The sequence below is a fragment of the Mechercharimyces sp. CAU 1602 genome (assembly GCF_024753565.1).
Taxonomy (GTDB): Bacteria; Bacillota; Bacilli; order Thermoactinomycetales; family JANTPT01; genus Mechercharimyces.
Window position 1 is genome coordinate 451788 of sequence record NZ_JANTPT010000001.1, and the last position, 12927, is coordinate 464714.

9 protein-coding genes and 1 pseudogene are annotated in these 12927 nt (G+C 47.0%); 6 read left to right on the forward strand and 4 right to left on the reverse strand.

Annotated elements, in window-relative coordinates:
• The first annotated feature begins 2 nt into the window (after positions 1 to 2).
• On the forward strand, positions 3 to 977 hold the full coding sequence (locus NXZ84_RS02420) for an NAD(P)-dependent alcohol dehydrogenase (protein WP_258838704.1): 975 nt from the start codon (positions 3 to 5) through the stop codon (positions 975 to 977).
• A 43-nt stretch (positions 978 to 1020) separates the two neighbouring features.
• Here the strand turns inward: NXZ84_RS02420 and rpsT are convergent, their stop codons facing one another.
• Positions 1021 to 1281, reverse strand: coding sequence for a 30S ribosomal protein S20 (gene rpsT, locus NXZ84_RS02425; protein ID WP_258838705.1), 261 nt, complete (start codon positions 1279 to 1281; stop codon positions 1021 to 1023).
• A 174-nt stretch (positions 1282 to 1455) separates the two neighbouring features.
• Between rpsT and gpr the strand changes: the two genes are divergently transcribed.
• The 5 genes and pseudogenes from gpr to NXZ84_RS02450 all read left to right on the forward strand — a co-directional run.
• Complete coding sequence (gpr, locus tag NXZ84_RS02430) at positions 1456 to 2571, forward strand: GPR endopeptidase (protein ID WP_396653995.1); 1116 nt, start codon at positions 1456 to 1458, stop codon at positions 2569 to 2571.
• Positions 2572 to 2656: 85 nt separating this feature from the next.
• Positions 2657 to 3820 (forward strand): stage II sporulation protein P, encoded by a 1164-nt coding sequence (gene spoIIP, locus NXZ84_RS02435; RefSeq protein WP_258838706.1) that lies wholly within the window; start codon positions 2657 to 2659, stop codon positions 3818 to 3820.
• A 15-nt stretch (positions 3821 to 3835) separates the two neighbouring features.
• A complete protein-coding gene (locus tag NXZ84_RS02440) occupies positions 3836 to 4267 on the forward strand; it encodes a DUF3679 domain-containing protein (protein WP_258838707.1) in 432 nt (143 codons plus the stop codon).
• A 111-nt stretch (positions 4268 to 4378) separates the two neighbouring features.
• Positions 4379 to 4864: an Rrf2 family transcriptional regulator gene (locus NXZ84_RS02445; RefSeq protein ID WP_258838708.1), complete on the forward strand. Its 486-nt coding sequence runs from the start codon at positions 4379 to 4381 to the stop codon at positions 4862 to 4864.
• Positions 4865 to 4902: 38 nt separating this feature from the next.
• Positions 4903 to 5943, forward strand: a pseudogene (locus NXZ84_RS02450) (alkene reductase); the annotation flags it as partial.
• 147 nt (positions 5944 to 6090) lie between these two features.
• Here NXZ84_RS02450 and NXZ84_RS02455 read toward each other — a convergent pair.
• The 3 genes from NXZ84_RS02455 to NXZ84_RS02465 all read right to left on the reverse strand — a co-directional run bounded on the left by NXZ84_RS02455 (position 6091) and on the right by NXZ84_RS02465 (position 12640).
• A complete protein-coding gene (locus NXZ84_RS02455; protein ID WP_309495481.1) occupies positions 6091 to 8235 on the reverse strand; it encodes an SBBP repeat-containing protein in 2145 nt (714 codons plus the stop codon).
• A gap of 111 nt (positions 8236 to 8346) precedes the next feature.
• On the reverse strand, positions 8347 to 10455 hold the full coding sequence (locus tag NXZ84_RS02460) for an SBBP repeat-containing protein (RefSeq protein WP_309495483.1): 2109 nt from the start codon (positions 10453 to 10455) through the stop codon (positions 8347 to 8349).
• Between the two features lie 76 nt (positions 10456 to 10531).
• Positions 10532 to 12640, reverse strand: coding sequence for an SBBP repeat-containing protein (locus tag NXZ84_RS02465; protein ID WP_309495487.1), 2109 nt, complete (start codon positions 12638 to 12640; stop codon positions 10532 to 10534).
• Between the last annotated feature and the right edge of the window lie 287 nt (positions 12641 to 12927).

Sequence of the window (12927 nt, forward strand, 5' to 3'; positions counted from 1 at the left end):
AGATGAAGGCAGTTTATTGTGATCGGTATGGACCTCCTGCGGTTTTAGAGCTGAAAGAGGTTCAAAAACCGACACCAGAAGGAAAGGAGGTACTAATTCGCATTTATGCTACGGCTGTCTCCTCGGGGGATACACGCATTCGGAGCGGTTTACGTGCGCGCCTTCCACTGTGGCCGTTTTCGAAGTTGGCAATTGGGTGGAGGAGACCGAAAAATCCGATTCTGGGGATGTGTTTCGCAGGTGAAGTGGAAGCGATTGGAGAGAACGTGACGCGGTTTCGTGTTGGTGATCAAGTATATGGTTCATGTGGGAAAACGTATGCAGAATATATTCAAGTGTCAGAGGAGCGTGCTATTGCACGTAAACCTGCTAATCTTTCATATGCTGAGGTAGCAGGCATTCCCTTTGGGGCGATTTCAGCGCTTCATTTCTTAAAAAATCAAGGGAAAATTAGTGAGGGACAGCAGGTGTTAATCTATGGAGCCTCAGGGAGTGTCGGTACATATGCGATTCAATTGGCGAAGTATTTTGGTGCGGAAGTGACAGCGGTATGTAGTGGTGCCAATGCGGAACTGGTAAAGTCCTTGGAGGCAGATCACGTTTGGGACTACACCTGTGATGATATTACTCTGACGGACCGTACATACGATATCATTTTTGATACGGTGGGCAAAACAACGTACTCTTCTTATAAAGCATTATTAAAAGAGAATGGACGCTATCTCCTCGCTGTCTTTGATTTCCCCCAAGTAGCATTGATGCTGTGGACATCGCTTATGGGAAAGAAAAAAGTGATGGGCGGAATAGCAGACAGCAAGGTGGAACATCTCGATTTTCTGCGAGATTTGATGGAGTCAGAGAAGTTAAAGCCTGTTATCGATCGACACTACCAATTAGAAGAGATTGTGGAGGCACATCAATACGTCGATTTGGGCCATAAGAAAGGCGATGTGATTATTGATGTGGTGCAATCATAACGTCCCAACTAAAAAAGCGACCCGTGCGGGTCGTTTTTTAGTTTTAGAGGCTGTTAAGTTTTTGCGTTAAGCGGGACTTTTGGCGAGCAGCTGTATTTTTGTGCAACAAGCCTTTGGTCACCCCTTTGTCCAATTTGCGAAGTGCATCTTGTAGCAAAGGTTGTGCTTGCTCTTTATCTTGCTTTTCAACGGCAACCAAGAACTTCTTCACGGAAGTGCGCAGAGCCGACTTTTGCATAGCACGGTGTTCGCGACGTTTTTCGTTGATTTTAGTCCGTTTGATGGCAGATTTAATGTTTGGCATTAGGTTTCACCTCCTAAGAAGCAAAAAACTTCTTCAATCCGATCGATTTCCTAATCGAACAACACCCTGCATTCTACCATGTGAACGAAGAAAACGCAAGATGGGAATAAAATTGAGGGCATATTGGAAAAAATGGGGAGGAAGGTGTAAGTAGTAGGGACTGGGGGTTTCAACATGGCAAAGGAAGAACAGATGCAAGGAGCTTTAAGTAACTTGGAGGATTATTCGATCCGTACCGATCTCGCCCGTGAAGCACATGATATGGCTTCACAAAGAGAGTCTGATGAAAGTGGAATACAAGGGATTGAAAATGAAGAATATGAACAGGACGGTATTATTACGAGTTGGATTCGCATTGAAGAAGGGAATGCAGCTGATCGATTGGGAAAAATGCCAGGCACATATCTAACTTTGGAGGTTCCTGGCTTGCGTAGTAAGGATTCAAATCTGCAAAAACGGGTGACGGCTCATTTTGCTCAAACCTTTGCTCAATTCTTGACGGAGTGCCAGATCGCGCCGAATGCTTCTTGTTTGGTCGTAGGGTTAGGGAATCGCAATGTGACGGCAGATGCGTTAGGTCCCTTTGTGGTGAAACACTTAATGGTAACCCGTCATCTGTTTGAATTGATGCCGGAGCAAGTGGAGCAGGGTTATCGTCCGGTCAGTGCAATCGCCCCCGGTGTATTGGGAACGACAGGCGTGGAGACAAGTGAAATTATTCATGGATTGGTAGAAAAGTGTAAACCTGACTTCATCGTTGCGATTGATGCACTTGCCTCTCGTGCTCTCAGCCGAGTGTATACAACAATTCAAATTGCAGATACAGGGATAAATCCTGGTTCGGGTGTGGGAAACAAACGAAAGGGCTTAACGAAGGAGACGTTGGGTATACCTGTGATCGCTATTGGTATTCCAACAGTGGTAGATGCGGTTACTATTACTCATGATACGATCGACTTCATTCTGGCACATCTACAGCGACAAGTATCTAACGAGAAGCCGACTAATCCCCTTGATCCATTAAATCGTGCCACAGTGCGTGAACTACAAGGAATGACAGTGGATGAGACGACACGCAATAACTACTTGGGTCTAATGGGAGGGTTAGAAGAGAATGAGAAGCGTGCACTCATTCATGAAGTACTAAGTCCGTTAGGTCAAAACTTGATTGTTACACCGAAAGAAGTAGATGATTTTATCGGTGATATGGCACAACTGATCGCAAGCGGTCTTAATTGTGCTTTGCATGAAGCTGTCACGATGGATAATGTAGCCGCTCATTCTCACTAAAACCTTTAGCTGATCGGTTCTACTCTATCTTTCATTTACATAGGCTCTTTTTAAGAGATATGAAAGAGAAAGAGGGGAATGAACCATGAGTAGTGGGAGCCGAGGTAGTCGCTTTACTGAAGTAAATTTGGCCAAGCCTCGGGCAAGACAAATCATGGTAATCATCATACTGGCAATGGTATGTGTCTTGATGATAAGCGGCTTAGTAGCGATGGCAGAAGCAGAGCGAAGCGTTACAGGGATCCACTTGGGTAGGGTGACGTCTCAGTTGTCCGTGCAATCGCTGATGATGGTAATGGGAAGAGAAGTTCCATACCTAGGAATAACAGAAGAGGCAGCGCAGCAGGAAGGGATATTTTCACAGGTAATTTTTGAACTGATTACTAGTGTGAATCCAGAAGATCCACGCACTTTTTTGGGAGGAGAGCTTCCTGGCTTTGCCCTGTTCGATACAGAAATTGTGGTGGCAGGAGAAGGGGTGGATTACACGTCGGTTCCGATGGAATCTGCGCCACCTGCAGCTGTGGAGGAGAAGTTGGCAACAAGCGATACGGGGGAAACGGCGAAGGCGAGCAATGAGCAAAAAAAGACAGACAAGCCTGTTGTTACTGGCAAAAAGCGGGTGTTTATATACCATACACATTATAGCGAATCGTACCTGCCGCAACTGAAGACGAAGAAAAAACCGAATGAAGCGTACGACGCGAAGACCAATATAACGATGGTGGGTAAACGGTTTGCCAAGGAGCTAGCCGAATTGGGAATCGGAGCAGAAGTATCGGATACGCAATATAAAGTAGGTTGGAATCAGCTTTATGGAGCCTCACGCGAATCTGTTGTACAAGCGATGAAAAGCGAAGATGATTTACAGTATTTTATCGACATTCATCGTGACTCTCAGCGCCGAGATAAAACCACGATAAAAATTAAAGAGAAGTCATATGCTCGTATAGCATTTGTGATTGGAACAGCACATAAGAATTGGCAGAAAAATGAAGCGTTTGCCCTGCAGTTACACAAGAAATTGGACGAACTCTATCCGGGATTATCTAAAGGAGTCTTTCGCAAGAGTCGCGCTATGGGCAACGGCGAGTACAATCAATCCCTCTCTGCTAAAGCCGTATTGGTTGAAGTGGGCGGTGTAGACAATACGATGGAAGAGGCGTATCGAACCTCGGAGGCATTAGCCAATGTGTTGGCTGAAATTCATTTTGAAGCGACGCCAGTAGATGCAAAACCTAGTGATTGAGGAGATGACAAGAAGATGAAATATACTGGACAAGTAACCTTGCTCCTGCTCGTACTCCTCTTTGGCATATTTCTAGGAATAGATACGGCAGAAGATAGCATTCAGGAGATGCAGGGGCAGGAGGGCGCTTCGCAAGCATTGGAGATTCGTCCTGAAGATGGATGGGTAGAGATAGAGGTTTTGGGCGAAGAGTTTACGACAGAGTATCCAGTGGACAAGATTAACATTCGAGCGGTCGAAACATTGAAACAGGAAGCAAGCGAGGCGACGATTGGTCCCTCTTCCAATCAATTGGCAATATGGGGAAATCAAGTGGGGACAGGTTTAGAAGAAGGGGCTCGTACCACGCTGGTCAAGATCCTCTCTATTTTTAAAAAAGAGAATCAACAAGAAGAGGAGCCAGCGGAGTATCAACCTGTTTCTCCTTTTGAACCAGGAGAACGGTAAAAGAAAATCTGAGGAGGAGCGACGTCTATTTTCCTTGACATCGTTCCTCTTTCTTATTATGGTTATTGTAGATAATCTTTATCTATATTTGTGTTGATTGGATCGATGATGATGCGAATGAAATCGGGTATGGAACATGCTATGTATACGTTAGCACTTCTTGCTAAAATTCCGAGTAGAACAAGTTTAAGTGCAGAAGCTCTTAGTACGAGGCTGTCTGTTTCCACATCTTATTTTAAAAAGGGGATGAGACAGCTCGTAACTGCAGATTTAGTTCGTTCTACACCAGGGGTAGGTGGCGGGTTTTCGCTTGCACGTCCTGCTTCTCAAATTACGATGCTAGAAGTGTATCAAGCGGTTGAGGGGAAGGGATCCCTTTATCGAGCAGAGGGTGTGAAGGATCGCTTTTTTTCATGTGAATCGATGGCAGACGGGAGCGATTGTACTTTTGCCAGGTTGATGGCACGAGCAGAAGCTGCATGGGTTCAGGTATTGGAAGAAGAGACGTTAGCAAAGATGGTAACGGAGATGGAAACAAATTGTTCACCACAGCAGTTGCGCGACTTGGAGAGATGGATACAGACACAGATAAAATAGAGGGAGAATGAAAAATGGAAACCAAAAACAAAGTAATCAAATTAGCTGAACCTGTGCAGATAGGGGCATGGCAATTACAGAGTCGGACTGCGATGGCACCGATGACACGTTGTTTTGCTGATGATGACACGGGAGTTGTTGGGGAAGATATCGTGCAATATTATCGCAAGCGAGCAGCAGATGGGATTGGACTGATCATTACAGAGGGAACACTAGTAAGTCCTCGTGGTAAAGGGAATCCAGGGATTCCTGGACTTTACACGCAGGAGCAAACGAATTCGTGGAAGCGGGTTACAGATGCGGTACATGAAGAAGGAGGCACAATTATCGCACAGTTATGGCATGTTGGGCGTGCCTCGCATCGGGACTTATTAGAGGGGATGTTACCACAATCTGCTTCCGCTATTGGTATAGACGGAAAAGTAAGTCGTTTTGGTAAGCCATATGATGTTCCCGAAGAGATGAGTAAAGAAGAGATTGATAACGTGATTGCACAGTACGCACAAGCGGCTAGAAACGCTTTGGAAGCCGGTTTTGACGGTGTTGAAATTCATGGAGCGCATGGGTATTTGATTGATCAGTTTAATAGTGATATTTCCAACACACGCACGGATGAGTACGGAGGAGATCTTGCTAATCGTCTTACCTTTATGAAGAGGGTATTGCGCGCTGTCATAGATGTTGTAGGTACAGAGCGCACATTGATTCGCTTCTCTGCACTGAAAATAGACCAGTTGGATTATATGTGGGAAGACCCTGAGACAGCAATTCGCACCTTTATTGAGGCTTTTCATGAAGTGGGCGTGACGATGATTCATCCCTCAACGATGGACTATACACAAGTTATAGCAGATGGAAAAACCTTGCATGAACTCGTGCGTAAACATTGGAAGGGAACCGTTATAGGAGTAGGTGGGTTGGATCCTCTTACAGCAGAAGATGGATTGCGTGCAGGAACTATGGATGTGGCTGCATTTGGGCGTCCTCTGATAGCCAATCCTGACTATCTCCAGCGTATAAAAAACGGTAAAGACCTGGTAGAATACGATGCAAAGCAGCATTTGACTACGTTAATATAAAGGAAATGATAAAACCGCCCAAAAGAAGAACCTGGTATACCACCGGGTTCTTCTTTTGGATATGCTCCCTTTTTCATAATGGCTGGTTAAGAAGGACGAGAATAGGAAGTGGACAATGGTTCATCTATTGTTTACTTGTATCTCGTTTTACGTACTCGTCTCGCCCCCATTGCTGACACCCCTTGGTCCCCGCGGTCCGCGTGGACCTCTTCTTCCCCGGGGTCCACGTGCACCATCAGCTCCTGTAGGTCCTGTCGCTCCGGTGGGTCCGGTTGCCCCTGTCGCTCCGGTGGGCCCAGTTATCCCTTCAGAAGGTTCCGGTCCCACTTTCAACACGAAGGCATCTTGCCCACCTGCTAAAGCATTTTGAAAGGCGAGGGAGGTGGTGGGGAAGTCACTTGATGTAGTAAAGCCGGTCAGATATGCATCATCTTCGTCATCAACAGTGATTGCGGCCCCGTTTTCTTCTCCTACTCCCCCTAGATAGGAGGAGTAGGAGATCCCTTGTCCCGAATAACTTACTTGTGTGACAAATGCAGCGGGAATCCCGCCTATGCTATCTTGAAACGCATCAGAGGTGACAGGGAAGTTCGTAGATAAAGTTTGTCCTGTTACCCAGGCTTCTCCGAAGGAGTCAACGGCTATGCCGTTACCAATATCGGTGTCGCCACCTCCGAGGAAGGTGGAGTAGGTTAGTGCAGTCCCACCCTTATTAAATTTAGTGACGAAGGCATCTCCGGGGGGTGTACCTGGGAATACCACCAGTGTTTGTTGGAACGCATTGATGGTGATAGGAAAGTCGGTTGAAGCAGTTTGTCCAGTGACATAAGCATTATTTGCACCGTCGAGATCGATTGCTTGACCTTCCTCAGCCTCACTCCCTCCTAAATACGAAGAATAGATGGGGGTGCTGCCTGCAGCATTTAATTTAGCGACAAACGCATCGCTAGGTCCGTTGAGCATCCCCTGAAAGGCTCCGGTAGAAGTAGGAAAATTAGTAGAAGTCGTTTGTCCAGTAATATATGCTTGACCGGACAGATCGAGGGCAATTCCGTTTCCTGATTCTAGTCCTGCTCCCCCGAAATAGGTAGAATAGAGGAGCGAGCTACCAGTGGCATTAAATTTTGTGACTATTGCATCCGTTGAACCTTTGAGTACTGTTTGGAAAGCTCCGGAGGTGATGGGAAAGGAAGTAGAGCTGGTTGAACCGACGATATAGGCAAGTGTGCTTGCGTCCACATCAATTCCGAGGCCGAGTGTTTCGCCAAGGGAACCAACTCCAGCTCCACCTAAATAGGAAGAGTAGAGAAGGGAGGATCCTGTTGGGTTTAATTTGGTGATGAACGCATTAATTGTACCTAGCAGCATGGTTTGAAAAGCTCCACTTGTGATGGGGAAATTAGTAGAAGAGGTGGAACCTACTACATAAGCGTTATTGCTTATATCGACAGCCACATCTGCAGCGTCTTCCAATCCTCCCCCCGGGGCAGGTGTTCCTCCGAGGTAGGTAGAGTAGATCAGGGATGTGCCCGCCGGATTTAACTTTGTTACATAGGCATTGGGGGACCCGGAGATAGTAGTCTGAAACGAACCAGAGGTGATAGGGAAGTTGGTGGATGAAGTTTGCCCGACAATATAGGCATTGCCAGTGGTATCGGTTGTAATACCGTTCCCGATATCGGAAGAGCTTCCCCCGAGAAAAGTGGAATAGAAGACGACGGGATCAATGATAAGAGGAGAGGAAACGTCGTAGGCGTCTACTCTAAAGCCGATGGAGTGATCGGAATGAAGCTGGAAGGAAGAAGGGACTGTGATCCTTTTTCCCTCGGTTACTTGATAGCTGAATGGCGCTTGTTCGTGAAAGATCCCGCTTGCTGTGCAGATGCTTAAGTCTCCCTCCTCATCGAGAAGAAGATGAGTGTTTCCTCTGTAGGTAAATGCAATATCATCTACGCATGCACCAGGATGAACAACGATATCATATTTGAAGTAGCCCTCTTGTCCTGAGAACAGGAGATCAATTCCCTGCCACACTTCTTTATATATCACAGCGTTATAAGCGCTGGTGTTTTCAGTTAAGGAGTGAATATGTTGGCCTTGAGGTCGGGCAGGTCTACTATCTTTGAAAATAAAGTGCAGACATGTATTTCCTCGATGCGCATAGCGAACTTCCCCGGGAAGAAAGGTTGCTGTGAGGTTTTTATCCTTTCCGATAAAGCAGGAAGGGTGTTTTGTTCCCATGCTTACCTTGTGAAAGAGAAGTGGACAATCTAAAAGTACCTTATGTTTCAATGAACTCCCTCCATGAACGCAATTTTCATACAGTATGGAATCACAGTGACTTTGGTGACATGGTCAGCGTTTATACGCGATGGTTTTCATTTCTGTTTTGAACAAATGGAATCAGGTGGACAGCTCCCCGTTTCCGCTTCCACGGATTCCCCGCGGTCCCCGAGGACCTCGTCTTCCTCTCGGCCCGCGTGCACCATCAGCACCATCTGGTCCACTTGGCCCAGTTGCGCCAGTTGGACCCAGTGCGCCCGTAGCACCAGTTGCTCCTGTAACGATAAACCTTCCCACTTTTGCGACAAAAGCATCTTGAGAGCCTGCTATACGGGGTTGAAAGGCTTGGAAGGTGGTAGGTAAATCCGCAGAAATTGTTTCACCGATAATGTACACATTGCCAAAAGAGTCGACAGCAACATCCACCCCACTGTCAGCGGATGTGCCGCCTAGATAGGAAGAAAAGCAGATACCATCCCCAGAAAAGCTCATTTGAGTGAGAAAAGCATCATTTCCTAGCCCTATTAAACTATCTTGAAAGGCATCGGAAGTGGTAGGAAAGTCTATTGAGTCAGTGAAACCAGTTACCCATGCTTTTCCGAATGAATCAACAGCAATCCCACACCCACCGTCTTGAAGGCTCCCCCCGAGATAGGTAGAATAGAGGAGTTCACTTCCTGTATTGTTTACTTTACTGACAAAGGCACTTGATAGTGTTGCACTAGTTTGAAAAGCATTCGCAGTTACAGGGAAGCTGGTGGAGGAGATCGTTTCCCCGGTGACATAAGCATTTTCGGCTATATCTACAGCGATAGATAACCCTTCTTCTGAACTTGCCCCGCCTAAGTAGGTAGAGTAGAGAAGAGAAGAGCCGGCTTCGTTTAGTTTAGAAACAAAAGCGTCTGCCGGACCTCGCCGAGTGAGCTGAAAGGCACTAGCGCTGGTGGGAAAATTGGTCGAAGTCGTTTGGCCGGTCACGTAAGCTTGATTGGAGGCATCTACAGCGATTCCATTTCCGCTTTCATCTTCACTACCTCCGAGAAAAGTGGAGTAGACGAGAGCAGAGCCGAAGGGATTTAGTTTGGTGATAAAGGCGTCGCTTGTTCCACGAAGAATGGTTTGAAAGGCGCCGCTCGTTATGGGATAGCTGGACGTGTCGGTAGTGCCTACGATATATGCTTGGTTGCTGCCATCAAGAGCGATATCCTCTCCGGTACTGCTACTACCGGTGCTTCCTCCGAGAAAGGTAGAGTAGAGAAGCGAAGACCCACTTGCATTTATTTTACTGACAAAGGCATTGAAAGTTCCTCCAGTAGTGATGGTTTGAAAAGCAGCTGAGGTGATGGGGAAGTTGGTGGAGATAGTAAATCCGGTGATATAAGCGTTATTCTCGCTATCGACAGCGATGCCGTTTCCTTCATCAGTCATACTTCCCCCAAGAAAGGTGGAGTAAAGAAGGGAAGTGCCAGCAGGGTTAATTTTGCTTATGAAAGCATCGGATTCCCCATTTTTCAGGGTTTGAAATGCCCCGCTGGTAACAGGGAAATCGGTTGCACTGGTCGTACCAGTAACGTAGGCATTACCTAAACTATCTGTGATAATCCCTCCGCCTAAGTTTTGACCACTCGCCCCTCCGAGGTAGGAAACATAAAAGACAATTGGATCAATGATGAGAGGGTGCTTTTGACTATATTCACCGACATCAAATTGGACCTGATTATTTGAGGTGAGTCGAAAAGAGGTGGGAATGTAGTATGGCTGACCGTCAATCCATTGATAGCTGACGGGTTTCTTCTCTTTCCATACCCCGTGCAGGCTGCAGATGCATAAGTCTCCGTTCGCACACAGATCAAGTTCATTTTCGCTGTTATAGACAAATGAAATCTGTTTAGTGGAGGCGCCGGGCTGGATGATAAGATCATATTTACAGTAGTGTTCATCTGAATAAAAGATGAGGTCAATTCCTTGCCAGAGGTTGGAGTAGACCACTTGACGGTAAAGAAGAGGGGCGTCTAAGTGGTTTGTGACTATTAAGGGCTTTTCCCCTCGGATGGTCGCAGTCGCATTTGTCTGTTGAAAGTGAAGTGACACCTGATCTCTTCCTCGATGGGAATAGCGGATATGATCGGGATACAAGTTGTAACGTATACCTGCATGTTCCCCATGAAAACCCTCTTGGTTTGTATACTGGATAAAAGCAGGGTAATTATCTGTTGATCGTACCTTCATGTTTAACCCTCCCTGATTAGATAGTAAGAATCTTATCACTATACTTAGAGTGACAAGATTCTTCATTATTATATGACTATAAAGAGAGTTCTCCTCCACCTCCCTGCACCCCACGGGGGCCCCGTGGTCCGCGCGGGCCTCGTCTTCCACGTGGACCACGAGCGCCACTGTCGCCGGTCGCTCCTGTTGGTCCCGTCGCTCCGGATGGACCAGTCGGACCGGTTGCGCCGACAGCGGTAAGTGGACCTATCTTTGCAACAAAGGCATCGGTGCTTGATGCACCTGATGAGGTTTGAAAAGCTTGGGAAGTAGTAGGGAAGTTATTAGACATGGTATCTCCAGTAAAGTAGGCAATGTTTTGGGAGTCGACGGCGGCATCTTGCCCTTGATCCGGAGCAGAACCACCTAGATAGGAAGAGAAACAGATTCCTTGACCGGAGTAGCTCATCTGTGTGATAAAGACATCGAATGCTCCAGCGTTACTATCTTGGAACGCATCGGAGGTAAGCGGGAAATCAACGGACAAGGTCACTCCTGTTACCCAGGCTTTGCCGAAGGAATCGACAGCAATTCCAAACCCTTGATCAATACTGCTTCCTCCAAGATAAGTGGAATAGATGGGGGCAGTGCCGGTCGCATTCAGCTTGGTAACAAAGGCATCGATTGAACTTCCGATCGTTTGAAAGGCGTTGTTAGTGACAGGAAAGCTGGTGAAGGAGGAGGTTTGTCCTGTCACATAAGCATTGCCAGCCTCGTCTAGATCAATACCGGCACCACTTTCAACTGTTGCTCCCCCAAGATAGGTGGAATAGAGAAGAGAGCTACCGGTGGCATTAAACTTGGTGATAAAGGCATCCGATGATCCCCTTAACGTAAGTTGAAAGGCGCCGGAGGTGGTGGGGAAATTAGTCGATTCAGTCTCCCCGCAGATATACGCTTGGTTACTGGCATCCAATGCGATGCCGTTGCCCTGATCTGTGTCACTTCCCCCTAAGAGGGTGGAATAGATAAGTGCAGACCCGGCGGCATTGAGTTGGGTGACGAACGCGTCCGCTGTCCCTCCCCCAAAGAGGGTTTGAAACGCTCCCGTAGTAGTGGGATAACTTCCTGTGTTTGTATCTCCGGAAATATAAGCTTGATTACTAGCATCCACAGCGATGCCCTTACCACCGCTGAAGGTATCGGCGGCACCTCCGATCAGGGTAGAGTAGAGGAGAGAAGAGCCCGTAGGGTTTAATTTGCTGACAAAGGCATTGACCGTTAGGCTTGATGGAGAGAGAGTTTGAAACGCCCCCGACGTAACGGGGAAGTTGGTGGACATAGTGTTGCCTGTGATATAGGCATTATTCGAAGCGTCGATAGCGATCGCGAAGCCTTCATCAATGTTGAACCCACCAAGATAAGTGGAATAGAGGAGAGAGCTGCCGGCGGCATTAAACTTGCTGACAAAAGCGAGTATGCCCTGACGCATGGTTTGAAAGGCACCCGACGTGACAGGGAAATTAGTGGACTCAGTGACTCCTGTCACAAACGCATTGCCGCTCGAATCTACGGTAATGCCTCTACCTTCATCGAGGTCACTCCCACCAAGATAGGTGACGTAAAAAACGACGGGATCGATGAGGAGAGGAAGAGAAGGGTCATACTCCCCGACGGTAAAGCCGAAGGAGTGAGCGGACAGAAGCTGAAAGGAGGTGGGGATGTTGTACTTTTGCCCGTCAATCCATTGGAAGCTGATCGGTTTTTGTTCATACCAGATGCCGTGGGGGGTATAGAGATGGAGATCCCCTTGTTCGGTCAGGGTAAGATCGTCTCCGCCCTCATAGGTGAACTGAATCTGTCCGATATTGGCACCAGGCTGTACAAGCAAGTCATATTTGCTGTGCGTTTGGTTTCCATAAAAGATGAGATCAATGCCGGGCCATACAGTGGAATAGACAACCCTCTCATAGGAAGGCATTGTTTCGGAGGGGAGAAGTTGTGGGCGGAGATCGGTACGTGCCCCCTGGAAATGAAGACTCAGGGGAGGCAGGTTATCTAGGTGATAACGTATTTCCTGTGGGTAAAAGGTAGGGCGGATGCTTGGTCGATCTGTTGGACGTTGTTGTGTAGCAAGGGGGTTTCTGAGCGCTTTCGTCTCTTCAGACAAACGGTGAGCATCGTACAGAGGTTGTTGCCATGACATCATGAATCTCTCCTTATACATGTATGGTTGTTGTTAGCTCTGTAGGTAGCGCGTACGACTAAGGTGGTTAGCGAAAGAATATTTCGATCACCTCGTCAGTAAGCCCAATAATATAGGGATGAAAGATATAATTTTATTTTTAAGTGATGTGTTTTTCTGCATTTTATGTATTTTTGTTGGGGGAGGTGACATATATAAGGGGGTGGGACGCTTCAGAGTGGAATGGGAAGTAGAAAAAAGCCGAAAGAGAGGCTGGGGAATTAGGTAAGGAGATGATGACTCCCTAC